Origin of the sequence: Micromonospora sp. HM5-17 (assembly GCF_003762835.1) — a bacterium.
Lineage (GTDB): Bacteria > Actinomycetota > Actinomycetes > Mycobacteriales > Micromonosporaceae > Plantactinospora.
Genome location: NZ_RJWA01000001.1, coordinates 986,341 through 1,005,301, shown reverse-complemented (window position 1 = coordinate 1,005,301; position 18,961 = coordinate 986,341). Strand labels below are relative to the sequence as shown.

The following is an 18,961-nucleotide window of genomic DNA, read 5'->3' as shown; positions in this document are numbered from 1 at the left end:
GCGCCGCCCCGGGCGTCCGCCCGCGGGTCCTCCGCGCCGGCGTGGGTCACGTCCGCCGGCGGAAACCGCGCCTTGGGCGGGTGTGGTCCGCCTCCGCCGGCGGCGCCGGGGCGACGGAGCCCGGGGTCGGAGCTCACGCGATGGCGAGCCGGACCCCGGCGGTGAGGACGAGCTGGCCGAGCGCCACCGGCACCAGCACCAGCCAGCAGAGCCGCTGCAGCTGGTCCTCACGGAGCCGGGGATAGCTCACCCGCAGCCAGATGATCACGAAGGAGACCAGGAACACCTTGATCAGGGTCCAGAGCCAGCCGAGGTAGGCGTCGCCGAACGGGCCCTGCCAGCCGCCGAGGAAGAGCACGGTGGTGAGGGCGGCGATCACCACGATGCCGACGTACTCGGCGAGGAGGAAGAAGGCGAACCGCAGGCCGGTGTACTCGGTCATGTACCCGAAGACTAGTTCGGAGTCGGCGACCGGCATGTCGAACGGTGGTCGCCGGATCTCGGCCAGCCCGGCGACGAAGAAGACCAGCATCGCCGGCGCCTGCCAGAGCAGCCACCACGGCCGCCACGCCTCGACGATGCCGGGGAGGCTGAGCGTGCCGGCGGCCATCGCCACGCTCGCCGCGGCCAGGACCAGCGGCAGTTCGTAGCCGAGCAGCTGGGCCGCGCCCCGGAGCCCGCCGAGCAGGCTGTACTTGTTCGCCGAGGCCCAGGCTGACATCAGCACCGCGACCACCCCGACCCCGACCACCGCGAGTACGAAGAACAGCCCGATGTCCAGGGGCTGCCCGACCAGGTCGTTCGGGCCGAGCGGGATGACCAGCAGGGCCAGCAGGTACGGCACCAGCGCCACCACCGGAGCGAGCCGGAACACCGCCCGGTCCGCCTCGCGCGGGGTGACGTCCTCCTTCTGCACGAACTTGACCCCGTCGGCGATGAGCTGGGCCCAGCCGTGGAAGCCGCCCGCGTACATCGGGCCGAGCCGGCCCTGCATGTGCGCCATCACCTTGTGCTCGGCCTGCCCGACGACCAGCGGCAGGACCAGGAACGCGGCGACCACCCCGACGACCCGGACCACCAGCTCCAGCCAGACCGGCATCACGCCTCCTCCCCACCGTCCCCCGACGTCCCGTCGGAGGTCGCCCGCCCCGGAGCCACCCCGCCCGGGGGCGTCGGTGCCTCCGATCCGGAGCCGGGACGACCGGCCACCGGCGGCCGGGACGGCGAGCCCGGGGTCCCGGTCGTGGGCCGGCGCCGGGCCGGTCGCCCCGGTGGACTCTCCGTCCCCGGTACGGCCGCCGCCGGTCCCCACTCCCCCGGAGCCGGTACGCCCGGTGGCCGGGCCGCCTGTCGGCGGGAGGTCCCGGCCTCGGACTCGCCGGGCTCCTTCGCCCCCGGCCAGGCCTTGGCGACCCGGGCGGCGAGCACGAATTCCTTGCGCAGCGGGTGCCCCTCGAACTCCGGCGGCAGCAGCAGCGGGGCGAGGTTGGGGTGACCGGCGAAGTCGATGCCGAACATCTCGTGGGTCTCCCGCTCGTGCCAGGCGGCCCCGGGGAAGAGGTCCACCACCGACGCCACCCTGGGCGCCTCCCGCGGCACCCGGGTCCGGAGCAGGACGCCGTGCCGGTGCCGGGTCGACCAGAGGTGCGCCACCACGTCGAACCCGGCGTCCAACTCGTCGACGGCGGAGAGCCAGTCGAAGAAGTCGCAGGCCAACTCGGTGTCGTCCCGGGCGGCCTGGAGTGCTGCCCGCCACCGGGCCGGCGGCACGTCGACGGTCGCCCGGGCGTACGCCTCGCCGCCGGAGCGGCCGACGGTGATCTCGGCGTCCGCGAGCAGCGCGCCCAACCGGTTCCCGACCTCTTCCGGCGTCATGCCCGCGATCCTATGGCCATCCGGCGCCGTCGTCGCCTGGCAGACGCCGCTCCCCGGGCCCGGGTTCGTGGCCGGTTTGGGCATACCGGACGCGTCCATTGGGAAGAATTGGCCAGGTGCGTGCGATTACCGTGATCCCGGGCCAGCCCGATTCGCTACGGCTGGTCGACGACCTGCCCGAGCCGGGTACCGACGAGGGCGCGGTGCTGGTGGAGGCGATCGCGGTCGGCGTCTGCGGCACCGACCACGAGGTCATCGAGGGGGGCCACGGCGAGCCCTCGCCCGGCTCGGCCGCCCTGGTGCTCGGGCACGAGTCACTCGGTCGGGTGATCGAGGACCCCACCGGTGCCCTGGCCCCGGGTGACCTGGTCGCCGGCATCGTCCGGCACCCCGACCCGGTGCCCTGTAGCAACTGTGCGGCCGGCGAGTGGGACATGTGCCGAAACGGCCGGTACACCGAGCACGGCATCAAGGGCCTGCCGGGCTTCGCCCGCGACCGCTGGCGGGTTCCGCCGAAGTTCGCCGTACGGCTCGACCCGAGCCTCGCCGAGCTGGGGGTGCTGCTGGAGCCGACCAGCATTCTCGCCAAGGCGTGGGAGCACATCGAGCGGATCGGTGTCCGGGCCGCCTGGGAACCGCAGACGGTGCTGGTCACCGGCGCCGGGCCGATCGGCCTGCTCGCCGCCCTGCTGGCCTGCCAGCGCGGGTTCGAGGTGCACGTGTTGAACCGCACGGAGAGCGGCGCCAAGCCAGGCCTGGTCCGGGCGCTCGGCGCCCGCTTCCACACCGGCAGCGTCGCCGAACTCCCGGGTGAGTTCGACATCGTCCTGGAGTGCACCGGCGCCCCGCCGGTGATCCTCGACGCGATGTGCAAGGCGGCGCCGAACGGCATCGTCTGCCTGACCGGCGTCTCCACGGGCGGCCGGACCATCGATTTCGACGCGGGGGCGCTCAACCGCTCGCTGGTGCTGGAGAACAACGTCGTCTTCGGCACCGTCAACGCCAACCGGCGGCACTGGGAACTCGCCGCCGAGGCACTGGCCGCCGCCGACAAGGGCTGGCTCCGGAGGATGATCACGCGCCGGGTGCCGGTGTCGGCGTACGCGGAGGCGTACCAGCGGCAGCCCGACGACATCAAGGTGGTCATCGACTTCCAGGCATGAGCCCGGACCACCGGCGTCCCGTCGGGCCGGCCGGAGTGGGCGGCGGCCGAACGGCCTCGGCTACCGCGCGGGCCGGACGACCGGTGGGGCGGTCAGTGACGCGACGCTGCGACCGGGGTTGGCCGTCCCCGGTACGTCGCCCGGTGCCGGCGCGGGAGTCTCGGCCGGCGAGGCCAGCGGGTCGGGTCGGGCGACGCCGCCGATCCCGGACTGCTCGCCGGCGATCTTCTCCTGGAGTCGCAGGATGCCGTGCAGCAGCGCCTCCGGCCGGGGCGGACAGCCGGGGACGTAGACATCGACCGGGATGATCTGGTCGACCCCCTTGGTCACCGAGTACGAGTCCCAGTAGGGTCCGCCGCAGTTCGAGCAGGCGCCGAACGAGATGACGTACTTCGGCTCCGGCATCTGGTCGTAGAGCCGCTTGATCGCCGGGGCCATCTTGTCGGTGACCGTGCCGGAGACCACCATCAGGTCGGCCTGGCGCGGTCCGTGCGCGAACGGGATCACCCCGAGTCGGATGAAGTCGTGCCGGCCCATGCTGGTGGCGATGAACTCGATGGCGCAGCAGGCGAGCCCGAAGTTGAAGACCCAGAGCGAGTAGCGGCGGCCCCAGTTCAGCACGAACCGGATCGGCTCGCCGAGTACCGCCGGTAGCCGCACCACGTACCCTCCTCTCCCGGTCCCTCTGCCAGTCAACCACAACCGCCCGGCCGGCCGGAGTGCCGGCCGGCGACGGGACCGGCGGTAGGGCAACCGGCGGTACGGTCGGCGCCGTTGCCGACCGCACCGCCGGAGGCGGTTCAGATCCGTTCCCAGAGCGCCGGGACGTTCGGCGGCTCCCAGCCGGGGAGGGCGGTGTGGGCCTGTCGGCAGCGGTACGTCAGCCCGCCGTAGGTCACCTGGCTGCCGACCTGGTACGTCGTACCGGCCCGCCAGGTCCCGCCGGCCGGGGGCGGGGTGGTGGGGGGCGCCGTGGTGGCCGGTGGGGGGGTGGGTGTCCGGGTCGGGGTGGGGGTCGGGTTCGGGTTGCCTCCGCCGCCGATCTGAAGGTCGACGCAGGCGTAGAAGGCGTTCGCCGTGTCGGCGATGTTCCAGATCGCGAGCAGCTTCTGTCGGCCGGTGAAGCCACCCAGATAGACGGTGTGCGACACGGTGGCCGGGGGCTGCCGCCCGCCGTCGTCGAAGACGGCGAGCCGGGTGTTGCCGATGTAGTACTCCCAGGTGCTGGTGGCGTGCCGGGCGGTGAGCACCCAGGTGAAGTTCACCGTGCTGCCCACCGAGGTGGCGGGCCAGTTGCGGCTGTCGTCGTTCAGCACGGCGAAGCGCGCGTTGTTGGCGTGGCAGTTCCGCAGGCCCTTCGGCCCCTCGACGCTCTGCGGCTCGTACTGGATCTGGCCGCAGTCGGGGACCACCCGCTGCGCGCAGAGTGCCTGCCGACTGGGCGGTGACGAGACGTAGCCGTGTGCCTGGGCGGCCGGGACGGCCACGAGCACGCTGGCGAGGACGGCGGCGGCCGTCGCCGTCGTCAGAACCACGGGTCTTCGCATCACGGGCTCCTCACGTCATGGGAAGGTCTCCTAACCATAAGAAAAGGATTGTTAACAGTAAATACGCCTGTGCGCCGTTTATCGATACCGACCGACGGCCACCGACCCGGTCGGCGGCCTCGTCCCCGTGATCACCCCGAACATCAGCACCACCTCCGGCCGTGAACCCCTGCCGCGCGAGCTGCGGATAACAGGTGACGATTCCCGGCTCCGCGAAAGGTCGTGCGGGAATCACCAGGACGAGTCGAGGCCATCGACGCCGGCGGGCTGACAGCAGCGGCGATCATCGCGCGCTCCGTCCACGATCCCGTGCGGGTACCTGGTGCGCCGGCCGTCGCCGTCGTCGACGAGGTCGGCCAGACGGGCTGACCGCCGACCCCGATGCGGCGGGGACCGGGATACGCGATGATCCGAGTGCGCGGTACGCAGACAAGGAGCGAGCCGGATGCGGATCCTGTTGGTCGAGGACGATGCCCGGGTGGCCGGCGCGATGGCCTCCGCGCTGTCCCGGCGCGGGTACGACGTCGAACGCGCGGCCACCGCCGCGGCCGCGCTCGCCGCCGCCCCCTGTGACCTGGTGCTGCTCGACCTCACCCTCCCGGACGGTGACGGGGTGGAGGTCTGCCGCACCCTGCGCCAGCGCAACGCACAGCTCGGGATCATCGCGGTGACCGCCCGAGGCGAGGAGCGGGACCGGATCGTCGGGCTACGAATGGGAGCCGACGACTACGTGGTCAAGCCCTTCTCCATGGCCGAGTTGGAGGCCCGGATCGTCGCCGTGCTCCGGCGGACCAACTCCGGTCTGCCCCGCCCGGAGACCATCGAGGTCGGCCCGGTCTGGATCGACGCCGCTGCGCGGCTGGTCACGGTGCACGGCCGGGCCGTCGCCCTGACCCGCAAGGAGTTCGACATCCTGCTGTCGCTGGCTCGGCAGGCCGGTGCGGTGGTGCCGCACGAACGCATCGTGCTGGACGTCTGGCCCACCACCGGGGCGGCCCGGCACACCGTCGAGGTGCACGTCGGATCGCTGCGGACCAAGATCGGCGACCCGGATCTGGTCCAGACCGTCCGCGGTGTGGGCTACCGGCTCCGCACCGAGTAGACCGGAGTCGACGTGCGCCGCCGCCTGGTCTTCAGCTACTCCCTGCTGATAATCCTGGTCCTGCTCGCCCTGGAGACACCGCTGGCGATCACCCTGGCCAACCGCGAGACCGAACGAATCCGGGCGGACCGGCTCGCCGACGCCAACCGGTTCGCCTCGCTCTCCGGTCCCGCACTCCGCAACGGGACGATCAGCGCCATCCGGGACGAGCTGCAGCGCTACCGTGAGCTGTACGGGATCACCGCCGCGCTCGTCGACCGGGAACGCCGGCCGGTGGTCGTGACCGGTGCCCCCGTCGGCACGGACCTCACCGACCCGGCGATCTTCGGTGCCCTGGCCGGACGACAGATGACCGTGCCGGACGTGGTCTGGCCCTGGCGGTCGGCGCCGCTGGTCGTGGCCGTACCGGTGAACGACGGCGGCGAGGTGATCGGCACCGTGGTCACCGTCTCCGCCACCCACCGGGTACGGCGGACCGTCACCGTCTGGTGGACGCTCCTCGCCACGATCGGGCTGCTCGCCGTCACCGCGGGGGTGATGATCGCGTTCCGGCTGGCCGGCTGGGTGCTACGCCCGGTGACCATCCTCGACGTGGTGACCCACGACATCGCCGCCGGTGACGGCACCGCCCGGGTGCCGACCCAGCAGGGCCCACCCGAGCTGCGCCGGCTCGCCGCCAGCTTCAACGAGATGGCGGACGCGGTCGCCGACGCGCTGGAGCGGCAACGGGCGTTCGTCGCCCACGCCAGCCATCAGCTCCGCAACCCGCTGACCGCGCTGCGGCTGCGCGTCGAGGAACTCGGTCCGAGCCTGGCGGACGACTACGGCCGCGCCGAGCACAAACTGGCGCTGGAGGAGACCGACCGGCTCGCCCACGTCCTCGACGGGCTGCTCACCCTGGCCCGCGCCGAGCGGGCCCAGCACACGATGGTCGTGGTCGACGCCGCCGCGGTCGCCGCCGCCCGGGTCGCCGCCTGGCAACCGCTGGCCACCCACCGGGACATCACGCTCACGCTACGCCCGACCGACGGTCCGCACCTGGCCCGGGCGGTCCACACCGGGATCGACCAGGTGCTCGACGCGCTGATCGACAACGCGGTGAAGTTCGGCCGGAGCGGCGGCCGGGTCGAGGTCTCGGTCGACCGGCGCGACGACGGCGTGGTCGTCCGGGTCAGCGACGACGGTCCGGGCATGACCGAGGCACAGCTCGCCTCGTCGACCGAACGGTTCTGGCGGGCCCCGGACACCCAGAACATCGAGGGGGCCGGGCTCGGACTCACCATCGTCGCCGTGCTGGTCGACGCCTCGGGCGGCCGGCTCACCATGCGGCCGGCCGTACCGACCGGCCTGGTCGCCGAGGCGTGGTTCCGGGGCGTCGAGCCGCCGCCCCGGTCCTGACCTCCCGATCAGGGCTTGTGGCTCTGGTAGTAGCGGGCCGCGCCGGGATGCAGGGCGAGCGGAGTGGTGGTGATCGCCGACTGCGGGTTCAGCCGCGCCGCCTCCGGATGGGCGTCGGCGAGCTCGTCCCGCCGCTGCATCAGCAGCCGGGTGACGTCGTAGACGAGCTGTTCGGGCAGGTCCGCGGCGACCACCAGGTAGTTCGGCACGGCCACCGTGGTCACCGGCTCGGTGCCGTAGGCCGAGGTGGGGATGTCGCGGCCGACGTACACCTCCCGGTAGGACCGGCGTAGCGGCTCGACCCACGCACCGAGGTCGACGAAGCGGGCCGGGACCTCGGCGGCGAAGTCGGCGACCGCCTTGACCGGCAGCCCACCCGAGAAGAAGAAGGCGTCGACCTGTCCGGCCCGCAGCGCCGCCACCGAGTCGTCGATACCGAGCCGGAGGGTGTCGGCCAGCTCGTCCGCCACGCCAGCGACCTCGAGCAGCCGGGTCGCGGTGACCGCCGTACCCGAACCCGGCGCGCCGATCGACACCCGGCGCCCCCGCAGGTCCTCCAGCCGGTGTATCGGCCCCTGGGCCCGGGTGACCAGGTGCAACAGGTCGTCGTAGATCCGCGCGATCGCGCTCAGCCCGGGACCGGGGGAGGCGTCGGCCGGCAGGATGTCCGCCTGGGTGAACCCGAGCTCGGCCTGGCCGCTGGAGACCAGCTCGACGTTCTCCGCCGACGCCGCCGTCACCAGCACGCTCGCGGACACGTCGGGAAGCTCGCGGTTGAGGATGGTGGCGAGGGACTGCCCGACCGCGTGGTAGACGGCGGTCGGGCTGCCGGTGGCGATCCGGAGCTGGCGTGCCTCGGTCCGAGGCTGCGTGCAGGCGGCGGACAGGAACGTGGTGGCCAGCAACGCCACGGAGGCGAGGGTGGCGATCCGCCGAGGGGTCGGTCTCCGGTCCGGGCGCTGGCCCGCCCATCTCCCGGCCACCCCACCACCACCCCGGCGACGCTCGTGCTCAACGCAAATTTTGCTCAAGCCTTGTGGCGATATCTACCACCCAGCGGCGTCAAAGGCCACCGTTAAGGTAGCTATCCGTCGCGAGCACGGGGGGCGGCAGAATGATCTGGAGCACCGGAACCCACCCCTCCGGGCGGCCGTCGGTACGGCCCGTCGGCGTCGGCCCCCTGGACCGAACCTCCCTCACCGACGCCTTCGAGGCGGGGTGTCTGATTCGGTGCACCCGGACGGTGAGCGTACGGCAGCCGGCCAGTCTCCTGGCCGAGTTCAGCTCGGCCGCCGCCGCCGCTCGCCTCGCGGAACTGCTGTCCCGGTTCGGCCCGCCACCCCGACCGGAACGGGTCGTCGCCGGAGTCCGGCGCCGCTACGAGCTGCACCGGCTGCACGCCGTCGACTCCGGCCAGTCGGCCCTGCTGGTCGGCGGCTGGCGCCAGGGCCGGTCCGTGCTGCTGGACCCCTCCGTCGCCGGTGCCACCGCGCCCCGGCACGCGCTGCGTCACGACCTCGCCGCCGCCGCGTGGCGGGCCGCCCTGCTGGCGGCCGGGCGCTACGTCCGCACCACCATCCTCGGGGTACGGATCACCGACACGGAACTCGCGGCGGTGCTGGTCCGCGGTGCCCATCTGCTCGGCTCGACGGCAACCGTGGCCCGCCGCTCGGGCTGCCTGCTGGTGACCGTGCCCGGTGGCGCCGACCGGGAGCGGATTCTCCGGCACGGCGTCCGTCCGGCCTCGCTGGCGAGCTGACGCGCGCCCCCACCTCACCCGCCCCCACGCGGCGAGGACCGGCGCTCGGAGACGACACCCCCGGTCAACGGGGCGGGGCCGCGGGGTCCTCCGGCCACCACGCCGCCGCCATGTCCACCCCGGCACCGCGCAGCGGGGCGCCCTCGGCGGCGAGCCGGGCCCGGGCCTCGGTCTCGTGGCCCGGCGGCAGCCGGCCGGCGGCGGTGACCACCCGGTGCCAGGGCACGCCCGCGCCGTACCGCGCCATGATCGAGCCGACCAGCCGGGACGACGAGCGGCCAGAGCGGTCGGCCAGGTAGTCGGCGATCGCGCCGTACGACATGACCCGGCCCGGCGGGATGCGTTCGACGAGCGCCAGCACCTCCTCGACGTACTCCTCTGGCGTCATGAACTGCCACGATATGGGAGCGCCGGGGCACCCGGAAGATCGCCTGGGAAGATGCCGGAGCACAATGGTGCGAGTGCGGGAAGCAGTAACCTCAGCGCGCCGGATCGTGGTCAAGGTCGGGTCGTCCTCGCTGACCACCGCCGCCGGCGGGCTGGACGCCGAACGGGTCGACGCGCTGACCGACGTTCTCGCCGGGTGGCTGGGCGGGCGACCGCCGGCGACCGGCACGGCCGGGCGCAAGCGGTCCGGCGCCGACCGCCGGGAACTCGTCCTGGTCTCCTCCGGCGCGATCGCGGCGGGTCTGGCGCCGCTCGGGCTCTCCCGCCGGCCCCGCGACCTGGCCACCCAGCAGGCCGCGGCGAGCGTCGGGCAGGGGCTGCTGATCGCCCACTACACCGCCGCCTTCGCCCGACACGGCCGCACCGTCGGCCAGGTGCTGCTCACCGTCGACGACGTCACGCGCCGGGCCCACTACCGCAACGCCTACCGGACGCTGCGGAAACTGCTCGACCTCGGCGCCGTGCCGATCGTGAACGAGAACGACACCGTCGCCACCGACGAGATCCGGTTCGGCGACAACGACCGGCTGGCCGCGCTGGTGGCCGCGCTGGTCCACGCCGACCTGCTGGTCCTGCTCTCCGACGTCGACGCGCTCTACACCGGCGACCCGGCCCGTCCCGGTGCGGTCCGGATCGCCGAGGTTCGGGACGAGCAGGACCTGGCCGGCGTGGCGATCGGCCGGGCCGGTCGTTCCGGTGTCGGCACCGGCGGCATGGTCACCAAGGTCGAGGCGGCCCGGATCGCGACCGGTTTCGGCATCCCGGTGGTGCTGACCGCCGCACCGCTGGCCACCGAGGCGCTCGCCGGCGAGCCGGTCGGGACGTTCTTCCACCGGGTACGCCAACGCCCCGCGGCCCGGCTCTTCTGGCTGGCCCACGCGACCTCGCCCCGTGGCCGGCTGCACCTGGACCCGGGCGCGGTGCGGGCCGTGGTGGCCGACCGGAAGTCCCTGCTGCCGGCCGGGATCACGGCGGTGGACGGCGCCTTCACCGCCGGCGACCCGGTCGACCTGGTCGACGACGCCGGTGCGGCGGTCGCCCGCGGGCTGGTCAACTACGACGCGGTCGAACTGCCCAGCCTGCTCGGCCGCTCCACCGCCGAACTCGCCGCCTCCCTCGGCCCGGAGTACGAGCGCGAGGTCGTGCACCGCGACGACCTGGTGCTGCTCGTCTGAGGCCACGCCCGGCCGCCCCGTGAGCGCACGGGGTCTGGCGGGTGGGCTTCGCACCGCGCGGAGGGGTTCACCCGGCCGTCAGGGTTCCGGCACCACCGCGCCACCGGCCGGCGTCGTCGTCGGGCCCCGGCGTCCGGCTGCACACCACGGTGATCGGGCCGACGGGCAAACGGTTCGGCCGCGCTGCCAGCACCAGCGGATCGCTACAGTATGGGGATGTCCACGCAGACATCCCCCAGCATCGGGACGGTGGAGGCGGCGAGGCGCGCCCGGGTGGCGGCGTCGGAGCTGGCCACCGCGACGCGGGCGGCCAAGGACGCGGCGCTGCACGCGATGGCGGACGCGCTGGTCGCCCGTACCCCGGAGATCCTGACCGCCAACGAGGCGGACCTGGCCGCCGGCCGCGAGGCCGGCCTGTCCGCGGCGATCCTGGACCGGCTCGCCCTCACCGAGGCCCGGGTCACGGCGATCGCCGACGCGCTGCGCCAGATGGCCGCGCTCGCCGACCCGGTCGGCGAGGTGGTCCGGGGCAGCACGCTGCCGAACGGGCTGGAGCTGCGGCAGATCCGGGTTCCGTTCGGGGTGGTCGGGATCATCTACGAGGGGCGACCGAACGTCACCGTGGACGCCGCCGGCATCTGTCTCAAGTCCGGCAACGCCGCCCTGCTGCGCGGCTCGTCCTCGGCCGTTCACTCCAACACGGCGCTGGTGGCGGTGCTCCGGGACGCGATCGCCGGGGCCGGGCTGCCGGCCGACGCCGTCCAGTTGCTGGACGCGTCGTCCCGGGACTCGGTCAAGGAGCTGATGCGGGCCCGGGGCCTGGTCGACGTCCTGATCCCGCGCGGCGGGGCATCGCTGATCCGCACCGTGGTCGAGGAGTCCACGGTGCCGGTGATCGAGACCGGGGTCGGCAACTGCCACGTCTACGTCGACGCCGCCGCCGACCTCGACAAGGCGCTGGCGATCGTGCTCAACTCCAAGACCCAGCGCCTGTCGACCTGCAACACCGCCGAGTCGCTGCTGGTGCACGCCGACATCGCCGACGCGTTCCTGCCCAGGGTGCTGGCCGCCCTGCACGAGGCCGGGGTGACGGTGCACGGCTCGCCGGAGGTGGCGGCGTACTCCCCCGACGTGGTCCCGGCCACCGAGGAGGACTACGGCACCGAGTACCTCTCCGCGGACATCTCCGCCGCCGTCGTCGACTCGCTCGACGCGGCGGTCGCGCACATCAACCGGTACGGCTCGCAGCACACCGAGGCGATCGTCACGGAGTCGATGGCGGCGGCCCGAGCCTTCGTCGCGCGGGTCGACGCGGCGGCGGTGATGGTCAACGCCAGCACCCGGTTCACCGACGGCGGGGAGTTCGGGTTCGGTGCCGAGATCGGCATCTCGACCCAGAAGCTGCACGCCCGGGGGCCGATGGGCCTGCCGGAGCTGACCTCCACCAAGTACGTCGTCACCGGCGACGGCCACCTGCGGGGCTGACCGCCCGAACGGCCATCCGGGTGACCCGCGACGGGATCACGCCTGACCGCCCCGAACGGGTCACCCGGCCCCACCCCAGAACCGTCTCCGGCCCGACGACGCCCCACTGCCTCCGGTCAGGCCACCACCTGATGGGTCGCGCCGATCCGGGGAAACGGCTCGGTGGAGAAGACGGCCTCCACCGGCACCTCGAAGAACCGGGCGATCCGCAGCGCCAGATACAGGCTCGGGTTGTACTCGCCACGCTCCAGGTAACCGATCGTCTGGTAGTGCACCCCGAGCGCCTCGGCCAGCTCCCGGCGCGAGATGCCCCGCTCGGCCCGCAGGACGGCGATGCGGTTGTAGATCGCCTCACTCATCAGGTGGTCCTCTGCATCGCCTTCTCCCTGCGGGCCGCCACGGCCGACCCGGACTCCCGCCGGGCCATCCGGCGCAGCACGACCGGCGCGATCAGCAGCCCGAGCACGGCCCAGGCGCCGAGCATGCCGAACGTCTCCAGGTGCCGCCAGGATCCGCCGATCTCGGCCGCCGCCAGTTCGTCCGGCAACAGCGCCGAACGCATACCGAGGCCAAGCCAGTAGATCGGAAACGCCTGTCCGATCCACTGCAACCAGGTCGGGAAGCCGTTGATCGGATAGAAGATCCCGGAGATGGCGACGAGGCCCATGATAGGCAGCGTGATCACTCCGAGGTTGCGCGGGTTCTCGAAGAGCGAGCCGAAGATGGCGCCGAGCGGCAGGCAGGCGACCAGGCCGAGCAGCACCACTCCGAGCAGGGTCAGCCCGGCAACCGGGCCGCCGGGCGCCAGCCCGTCCACCAGCAGCATCCCCGGGACCACCAGGACGACGGAGCTGACCACGGTCATCCCGGCCACCTGCACGACCTTGCCGATGAGGTAGCCAAGCATGCCGTGCGGGACCGCCTTGGCCCGGAGTAGCGTACCGTCCTCGCGCTCGAGGGCGAGCGTCATCATCATCGTCACCATGGCGCCGAACGCCACGCCCCCACCGAGCAGGCTCGGCAGGGTGCGGGCCCCGAGCGAGAAGGTGGTGCCGGGCACGGTCGCGTTCCGCATGAAGAACATGACGACCAGGAAGATCAGGTTGGGGAAGAGGTAGTTCCACAGGTCCTGCGCGTTGGTCAGGGTGTGCCGTACCTCGATCCCGCCACGTACCAGCCCGGCACGCGCCGCCGCCAGCATCGGGTTCACCGTTCCACCTTTCGCTCCCGGCCGTGCCACCCGCGGGCCGGCTCCCTGGTTCCTCTCCCCAGCCGCCCCGGCCGCGCCCGGTACGCGACCCCCGGGTGCCGACTCGCTCCTCGCGCTCACCGGTCCGCTCCGGAGAGCTCACGCAGTGCCGTGCCGCTGCGCCCGGACTCGACCTCACGGACCAGCGCCATGTAGGTGTCCTCCAGGGTGGCCCGCCGGATCTCCAGGTCCTCGAGGTCGTCGCCGTACTGGCGGAACAGGTCCCGGACGAAGCGGGTCGCGTCCGTGGTGGAGTGCACGAACCGCTCGCCGTGTCGGCTCCACCTCACCTCGGCCTTCGCCGATATCCGCCGGGCGAGCTGCTCGGCCGAGCCGTCAGCGATGATCGATCCGCCGGCCAGGATGAGGATCCGGTCGGCCAGCTTCTCCGCCTCGTCGAGGTCGTGGGTGGTGAGCAGGATGGTGGTCTGCTCCAGGTCGGCCAGGCGGTGCACCAGGTCGTGGAACTCCCGCCGGGCCTCGGGGTCGAAGCCGGCGGTGGGCTCGTCGAGGAAGAGCAGTTCGGGGCGGCCGACGATGCCGATCGCCACGTCGAGCCGGCGCCGCTGCCCGCCGGAGAGCTGGTTGACCCGCTTGTGCGCATGCGGGGTCAGGCCGACGGCGTCCACGAGGTCGTCGACATCCCACGGCCGGGACGCCTGTGGGGTCGAGTACGGCAGGTAGTACGAGCCGAGGTGGGCGAGGAGTTCCCGTACCCGCCACTTCGCGTGGTCCCGCCAGGACTGGAGCACCACGCCGAGGCGGGCCCGCCAGCGCTCGTCGCCGCGCGCCGGGTCCACCCCCAGCACCCGGACCTCACCGGCCGAGCGCATCCGGAAGCCTTCCAGGATCTCGATGGTGGTGGTCTTGCCCGCTCCGTTCGGGCCCAGCAGCGCCACCACCTCTCCGGGGTGGGCGGCGAAGGTGACCCCGGTCAGCACGTCGGTGCTGCCGTACCGCATCCGCAGATCGCGGACGTCGATCACGGGTTGGTCGTCCGGCGGGCCGACCGGCTCCGGCGGCGGGCTCGACTCTTCGAGCACGGTCATAGACCTGCCCCCTCTCGTCTAACACCTACGAGAAAAGATAGTACATCTACTACATCACGCGGCGATGTCACCGCTGTCACCCGGACACACCGCCGCCCAGCCCCACCGGCGGTCCGCACCCGCGGACAGGTCCGCGCCGGCCCCCGGACAGACGACAGGGGCGGCCGGCGGGTCTCCGCCGGCCGCCCCTGGGGTGAGACGCGTCAGTAGCTGGGCAGGGACGGGTCGATCTGCTTGACCCAGGCGAGCACGCCGCCCTGGACGTGCACCGCGTCTCGGAACCCGGCGGCCTTCACCGCGGCGAGCGCCTCGGCGGACCGTACGCCGGACTTGCAGTGCAGCACGATCTGCTTGTCCTGCGGCAGCCGGGCCAGGGCCGCCCCGGAGAGGATCTCGCCCTTCGGAATCAGGGTGGAGCCGGGGATCCGGACGATCTCGTACTCCGCCGGCTCCCGGACGTCGACCAGGAAGATGTCCTTACCGGCGTCCTGCCACTCCTTCAGCTCCCGCACCGAGATGGTCGAGTCGACCACCGCCGCCTCGGCGTCGGCCGAAACCGCGCCGCAGAAGTCCTCGTAGTCATCCAGCAGGGCGGTGAGCGTCGGGTTCCCGCCGCAGAGCACGCAGTTCGGGTCCTTGCGGACCTTGATCTTCCGGTACGTCATCTCCAGCGCGTCGTAGATCATCAGCGACCCGACCAGCGGCTCGCCGGTCCCGGTGAGCAGCTTGATCGCCTCGGTCACCTGGATCGCGCCGATCGAGGCGCAGAGCACACCGAGCACCCCGCCCTCCGCGCAGGACGGCACCATGCCGGGCGGCGGCGGCTCCGGGTAGAGGCAGCGGTAGCAGGGACCGTGCTCGGCCCAGAAGACCGACGCCTGGCCGTCGAAGCGGTAGATCGACCCCCAGACGTACGGCTTGCCAAGCAGCACCGCCGCGTCGTTGACCATGTACCGGGTGGCGAAGTTGTCCGTCCCGTCGACGATCAGGTCGTACTGGGCGAAGATGTCCAGGACGTTGTCCCGGTCCAGCGCGGTGTTGTGGATGACCACGTTGACCAGCGGGTTGATCTCCCGGATGCTGGCCGCGGCCGACTCGGCCTTCGGCCGGCCGACGTCGGAGACGCCGTGAATGATCTGCCGCTGCAGGTTCGACGCGTCGACGGTGTCGAAGTCGATGATCCCGAGCGTGCCGACCCCGGCGGCGGCCAGGTACAGCAGTGCGGGCGAGCCGAGCCCTCCGGCACCGACACAGAGCACCCGGGAGTTCTTCAGGCGCTTCTGCCCCTCGACCCCGACGTCAGGGATGATCAGGTGGCGCGAGTAACGACGGATCTCGTCAACGGTCAGCTCGGCGGCGGGTTCGACGAGCGGGGGCAGTGACACGGTGGACTCCCCGGTTCCGTTCCTCGCTCAGCCGGCGGCTGAGCGCATCGACACTGGCATGTCGAGCCATTGTCGCTCGCGGCGGGCAATATCGACCATGAGCTGAGACACCTGCCCGAAATCCGAGAGCGGGAACATCCTTGGGCGGCACCGAAGGCGGTACGCCCGCTCAGGGGATCGCCGGGCCCGTGTACCGTCGCCCGTCCACGTACGGCCAGCCGTTCGGCGCGCAGCCACGCAGCCCGTACGTCTGCTGCTGCATCACCGGGGCCGGGGCACCCGGGCGCGGACACGCCTGGTGTCCCTCCCCGAGTTCGTGCCCGACCTCATGGTTCAGCGCGTACGCCCGATAGACCTCGATCGGCGCGCCGTAGTCCGGTACCGCGGTCAGCCACCGGGCGACGTTCAGGATGACCTTCCCGGGGGTGTGGCACGAGCCGTACCGCTCGGTGTGCAGCCCGGCCTCCGCGCACATCCGCTCCGAGGTGCCCGGGGTGGCCAGGAAGATGGTGAAGCGCGCCGCCGCCGTCCTGCCGACCCGCTGGAACCGGACCCGTTCCGCGGCGGTCCACCCGCGCGGATCGCCGAGGATCGCGTCGACCTCGGCGGCGAACCCGTCGACGTCCTGGCCCATCCCGCGCTCCACCGCGACCCGGTACCGCCACAGCTCACCGCCGGAGCCGAGGGTTCGGCCACCGCCGGCGTACCCGAAGGTGCCGGAACCGGTGGTCGGATAGTCGGCGTCCGCCTCCGCCGCCGGCGACCCGGACGCGGCGCCGGCGGCGTCCGGGTCGCCGACCGTGGCCGCGGCGGCGCCCTCCCGGTCGGCCCCGGCGGCCGCCACTCCGGCCACGCCACCGGAGCCGACCGGCCAGCCGCGCGCCAACCCGACCAGGGCGATGACGGCGCTGGCGACGAGGAGGGCGACGGTCGCGACACGGCGGCGACGCCGCCGGGCCCGGGCCCGGGCCAGCCGCTGCCGTGTCGGCCCATCCCCGGGCCGCGGGGCACGCCCGGCGGCGGCACCGTCGGCCAGGGGATGGCCGGCGTGATCGGGGAGGGTCGGCCCGGCGACGGAGGCAGGGCCGGCGTCCGGCGCCCGCGTCTGTGCACCCTCCCACCCGGGGGTGCGCCCGGGTCGCACCCCGGGCGCGTGCCGGTCACCGAGGCGCCGCGCCTCGACGGAATCGGGATGCTGTGCCGGGACCGCCATCGCGGGGCTCAGGGTGCCACGCCGCCGATGTCGACACCAGTCGACTCACCGATCGACCAGATCCGCTGTCACAGTGGCGGGCCGGCGTACCGCTTGCCGTTCAGGTACGGCCACGGGTTCGCCGTACAGCCCCTGAGGAAGAGCGTCTGCTGCATCATCACCGGGGCCGGCCGGCCCGCGCGGGGGCAGCGTTCGTGTCGGTGGCCCAGTTCGTGCCCCACCTCGTGGTTGAGCACGTAGCTCCGGTACGTGTCCAGCGGCACCCTGGCCCGGACGAAGTGCGGCACCGAGAGCCGCCACCGGTCCAGGTTGATGATCACCCTTCCCGTGCCCCGACAGGAGGTGTAGGGCTTTCCGTCGACCCGGATGTCCACTCCGGACTCCGCACACATCCTCCGGGCCGTACGGGCGGTCACCAGGTAGATCGTGAAGTCGTGCCGGTCGTCGCCGGAGACCCGTTGCAACCGGAGCCGCCCGCTCCCGATCCAGCTCCGCTGGTCGGCCAACGTCTCGTCCACCTTCGTGACGAACTCGTCGAGGTCCTCGCCGGTGCCGCGCTCCAGGGCGACCCGGAACCTCCGCAGCGTGCCGGCACGTCCGAGCACCTCGCCCCGACCCCTGGCATAGCTGAAGGTTCCCGGTCCGGCGGACGGCACCGGCCCGGAGAGTTGCAGCACCGGCGGGGGCGTCACCGACGGTGTGGGGCTCGGGCTGGCCGTCGCACCCGGCGGTGCGGCGTACCCGGCGGCCCCGGCGGGGGGCGGTGTGTCGTCCGCCTCCGGCAGGTTGGTGGGCGGCGGCACCAGGATCCCCAGTACCGCGACCACACCGGCCACGCCGAGCAGCGCGACCGCGAGATAACGAAACCGGGGCGGCCGGGGTTTGACGCCGGCTGACTCTGTCTCGGGATCAGGGTTGGTCACGTCTTCTTGAGACGCGACCGAACCCGATCTTGTTGCCTCGCCTGATCCACCGGCTGCGGACCGGTCCCGCCCGCCCCGACGACACGACGACGCGTATTCCGAGGTCACCCGGGGGATGCGAGCCAGCGCGGTCACGCCGGGGATGCGGTCCGGCGCGCCTCGTTGAGCAGTGCGACCACCGCCCGGGCGACGGTCCGGGGCACCTCCAGCTGGGCGACGTGGCCGACGCCGTCAAGCATCAGCAGCCGGCTGTCCGGGATCGCCCGGGCCACCTGGGCCGGCACCCGGACGTCGACCAGGCGGTCCTGCCAACCACCGATCACCAGGGTCGGCGCGCTGATCATCCGGGCGATCCGCCACAGCGACCCGGCACCGGGCAGGTACGCCCGGACGAAGCTGCCGACCAGGCCGCGCAGCGTCCGCACGTACGCGCTGGCGTAGTGCGCCGTGGTGTAGCGGATTCTGATCTCCTCGATCGCCTCCCGGCGGCGCTGATCGCAGATCCGGCTCAGGTCCGCGACGCACGCCTCCATCACCTGGCGGGCCATCTCCTCCGGCGGTAGCTGGGTCAGCCAGCGGGCGGCGAGCCGCTCCGCCCCGGGCAGCGCCAGCAGCGGCAGCATCCGACTCTGCGCCGAGCGCCGCGGGTCGAGGAACGGCATGGCCGGCGAGATGAGGGTGAGGGTACGGACCAGGTCGGGACGGAGCCCGGCGACGCGTACCGCGATCGCGCCGCCGAGCGAGTTGCCGAAAAGGTGCACCGGCCCCCGGCCGGAGTGTTCGAGGTACCGGACGACCCGGTCGGCGAGGGCCGGGACCGTGTACCGGCGGCCCGGGTCGCTCAGGCCGAACCCGGGCAGGTCGATGGCCTGGCCGTCGAGCCGGTCGGCGAGCAGGCCGGCGAGGTCGGTCCAGTTCTGCGCCGAGCCACCCAGGCCGTGCACGTAGAGCGCCGGCTCGGCGTCGGGAGAGGTGGCGGGGGTGTCCCGGACGTGAGTGACGAGGCCGTCGATCCGTACCGTACGGCCGGGCCAGGGCGGCGGCACCTCGGTCCGGACGAGCAGCTCGTCCGCCTCCAGCAACGCACGCTTCATCGTCCAAGTGTGCCGCCCGGGCCGGGTCGGCGCCGGGCGCTCACGGGAAAACCGGCCGGCGTCGACGCGGGGAGGGCGGAGGTACGTCCCCCTCCCC

Annotated in this window: 19 protein-coding genes; 6 read left to right on the top strand and 13 right to left on the bottom strand. The window is 73.0% G+C overall.

Annotated features, from left to right (window positions below; translation table 11 throughout):
* Window positions 1-133: 133 nt before the first annotated feature.
* Both EF879_RS04550 and EF879_RS04545 read right to left on the bottom strand, forming a co-directional pair.
* Window positions 134-1,099 (bottom strand): complex I subunit 1 family protein, encoded by a 966-nt coding sequence (locus EF879_RS04550; RefSeq protein WP_123554856.1) that lies wholly within the window; start codon window positions 1,097-1,099, stop codon window positions 134-136.
* Entirely contained in the window at window positions 1,099-1,875 is a 777-nt protein-coding gene (locus tag EF879_RS04545) for an NADH-quinone oxidoreductase subunit C (protein ID WP_123554854.1), read from the bottom strand. The genes EF879_RS04550 and EF879_RS04545 overlap by 1 nt, the downstream gene beginning before the upstream one ends.
* 116 nt (window positions 1,876-1,991) lie before the next feature.
* On the opposite strand from EF879_RS04545, the gene EF879_RS04540 reads away from it, so the two are divergent.
* The gene (locus EF879_RS04540) at window positions 1,992-3,038 is read left to right on the top strand and encodes a glucose 1-dehydrogenase (RefSeq protein WP_199736122.1); all 1,047 of its coding nucleotides are present in this window, start codon (window positions 1,992-1,994) and stop codon (window positions 3,036-3,038) included.
* 60 nt (window positions 3,039-3,098) lie between these two features.
* Here the strand turns inward: EF879_RS04540 and EF879_RS04535 are convergent, their stop codons facing one another.
* The gene (locus EF879_RS04535) at window positions 3,099-3,698 is read right to left on the bottom strand and encodes an NADH-quinone oxidoreductase subunit B (protein ID WP_123554852.1); all 600 of its coding nucleotides are present in this window, start codon (window positions 3,696-3,698) and stop codon (window positions 3,099-3,101) included.
* Between the two features lie 140 nt (window positions 3,699-3,838).
* A complete protein-coding gene (locus EF879_RS04530; protein WP_123554850.1) occupies window positions 3,839-4,585 on the bottom strand; it encodes a lytic polysaccharide monooxygenase in 747 nt (248 codons plus the stop codon).
* 445 nt (window positions 4,586-5,030) lie between these two features.
* Here EF879_RS04530 and EF879_RS04525 point away from each other — a divergent pair, with 445 nt between their 5' ends.
* Entirely contained in the window at window positions 5,031-5,687 is a 657-nt protein-coding gene (locus EF879_RS04525) for a response regulator transcription factor (protein WP_123554848.1), read from the top strand.
* Window positions 5,688-5,699: 12 nt separating this feature from the next.
* Window positions 5,700-7,085, top strand: coding sequence for a HAMP domain-containing sensor histidine kinase (locus tag EF879_RS04520; protein WP_123554846.1), 1,386 nt, complete (start codon window positions 5,700-5,702; stop codon window positions 7,083-7,085).
* An 8-nt stretch (window positions 7,086-7,093) separates the two neighbouring features.
* Here EF879_RS04520 and EF879_RS04515 read toward each other — a convergent pair whose 3' ends face one another.
* Entirely contained in the window at window positions 7,094-8,068 is a 975-nt protein-coding gene (locus EF879_RS04515; protein WP_255420891.1) for a TAXI family TRAP transporter solute-binding subunit, read from the bottom strand.
* Between the two features lie 260 nt (window positions 8,069-8,328).
* On the opposite strand from EF879_RS04515, the gene EF879_RS04510 reads away from it, so the two are divergent.
* On the top strand, window positions 8,329-8,844 hold the full coding sequence (locus EF879_RS04510; protein WP_233604213.1) for a hypothetical protein: 516 nt from the start codon (window positions 8,329-8,331) through the stop codon (window positions 8,842-8,844).
* Window positions 8,845-8,908: 64 nt separating this feature from the next.
* Here EF879_RS04510 and EF879_RS04505 read toward each other — a convergent pair whose 3' ends face one another.
* Window positions 8,909-9,232, bottom strand: coding sequence for an MGMT family protein (locus tag EF879_RS04505; protein ID WP_123554844.1), 324 nt, complete (start codon window positions 9,230-9,232; stop codon window positions 8,909-8,911).
* A 73-nt stretch (window positions 9,233-9,305) separates the two neighbouring features.
* Between EF879_RS04505 and proB the strand changes: the two genes are divergently transcribed.
* Window positions 9,306-10,466, top strand: coding sequence for a glutamate 5-kinase (gene proB / locus EF879_RS04500; protein WP_199736121.1), 1,161 nt, complete (start codon window positions 9,306-9,308; stop codon window positions 10,464-10,466).
* Window positions 10,467-10,706: 240 nt separating this feature from the next.
* Window positions 10,707-11,951 (top strand): glutamate-5-semialdehyde dehydrogenase, encoded by a 1,245-nt coding sequence (locus tag EF879_RS04495; RefSeq protein ID WP_123555414.1) that lies wholly within the window; start codon window positions 10,707-10,709, stop codon window positions 11,949-11,951.
* A 116-nt stretch (window positions 11,952-12,067) separates the two neighbouring features.
* Here EF879_RS04495 and EF879_RS04490 read toward each other — a convergent pair whose 3' ends face one another.
* From EF879_RS04490 to EF879_RS04460, 7 genes are all read right to left on the bottom strand, one after another.
* Complete coding sequence (locus tag EF879_RS04490) at window positions 12,068-12,310, bottom strand: helix-turn-helix transcriptional regulator (RefSeq protein WP_123554840.1); 243 nt, start codon at window positions 12,308-12,310, stop codon at window positions 12,068-12,070.
* Window positions 12,310-13,161: an ABC transporter permease gene (locus EF879_RS04485; RefSeq protein ID WP_123554837.1), complete on the bottom strand. Its 852-nt coding sequence runs from the start codon at window positions 13,159-13,161 to the stop codon at window positions 12,310-12,312. The genes EF879_RS04490 and EF879_RS04485 overlap by 1 nt, the downstream gene beginning before the upstream one ends.
* Before the next feature lie 116 nt (window positions 13,162-13,277).
* Window positions 13,278-14,249: an ABC transporter ATP-binding protein gene (locus tag EF879_RS04480; RefSeq protein ID WP_123554835.1), complete on the bottom strand. Its 972-nt coding sequence runs from the start codon at window positions 14,247-14,249 to the stop codon at window positions 13,278-13,280.
* Between the two features lie 203 nt (window positions 14,250-14,452).
* Window positions 14,453-15,634, bottom strand: coding sequence for an adenylyltransferase/sulfurtransferase MoeZ (gene moeZ, locus EF879_RS04475; protein WP_123554833.1), 1,182 nt, complete (start codon window positions 15,632-15,634; stop codon window positions 14,453-14,455).
* A gap of 169 nt (window positions 15,635-15,803) precedes the next feature.
* On the bottom strand, window positions 15,804-16,847 hold the full coding sequence (locus tag EF879_RS04470) for a DUF3152 domain-containing protein (RefSeq protein ID WP_199736120.1): 1,044 nt from the start codon (window positions 16,845-16,847) through the stop codon (window positions 15,804-15,806).
* Between the two features lie 68 nt (window positions 16,848-16,915).
* The gene (locus tag EF879_RS04465) at window positions 16,916-17,770 is read right to left on the bottom strand and encodes a DUF3152 domain-containing protein (protein ID WP_123554831.1); all 855 of its coding nucleotides are present in this window, start codon (window positions 17,768-17,770) and stop codon (window positions 16,916-16,918) included.
* A 131-nt stretch (window positions 17,771-17,901) separates the two neighbouring features.
* The gene (locus EF879_RS04460) at window positions 17,902-18,864 is read right to left on the bottom strand and encodes an alpha/beta fold hydrolase (protein WP_123554829.1); all 963 of its coding nucleotides are present in this window, start codon (window positions 18,862-18,864) and stop codon (window positions 17,902-17,904) included.
* Between the last annotated feature and the right edge of the window lie 97 nt (window positions 18,865-18,961).

What these genes read in the sequence shown, in the direction of transcription:
- EF879_RS04505 (WP_123554844.1), bottom strand. Translation starts at nt 9,232, where the DNA reads ATGACGCCAGAGGAGTACGTCGAGGAGGTGCTGGCGCTCGTCGAACGC.
- EF879_RS04525 (WP_123554848.1), top strand. Translation starts at nt 5,031, where the DNA reads ATGCGGATCCTGTTGGTCGAGGACGATGCCCGGGTGGCCGGCGCGATG.
- EF879_RS04550 (WP_123554856.1), bottom strand. Translation starts at nt 1,099, where the DNA reads ATGCCGGTCTGGCTGGAGCTGGTGGTCCGGGTCGTCGGGGTGGTCGCC.
- EF879_RS04480 (WP_123554835.1), bottom strand. Translation starts at nt 14,249, where the DNA reads ATGACCGTGCTCGAAGAGTCGAGCCCGCCGCCGGAGCCGGTCGGCCCG.
- EF879_RS04460 (WP_123554829.1), bottom strand. Translation starts at nt 18,864, where the DNA reads ATGAAGCGTGCGTTGCTGGAGGCGGACGAGCTGCTCGTCCGGACCGAG.
- EF879_RS04470 (WP_199736120.1), bottom strand. Translation starts at nt 16,847, where the DNA reads ATGGCGGTCCCGGCACAGCATCCCGATTCCGTCGAGGCGCGGCGCCTC.
- EF879_RS04490 (WP_123554840.1), bottom strand. Translation starts at nt 12,310, where the DNA reads ATGAGTGAGGCGATCTACAACCGCATCGCCGTCCTGCGGGCCGAGCGG.
- EF879_RS04530 (WP_123554850.1), bottom strand. Translation starts at nt 4,585, where the DNA reads ATGCGAAGACCCGTGGTTCTGACGACGGCGACGGCCGCCGCCGTCCTC.
- EF879_RS04545 (WP_123554854.1), bottom strand. Translation starts at nt 1,875, where the DNA reads ATGACGCCGGAAGAGGTCGGGAACCGGTTGGGCGCGCTGCTCGCGGAC.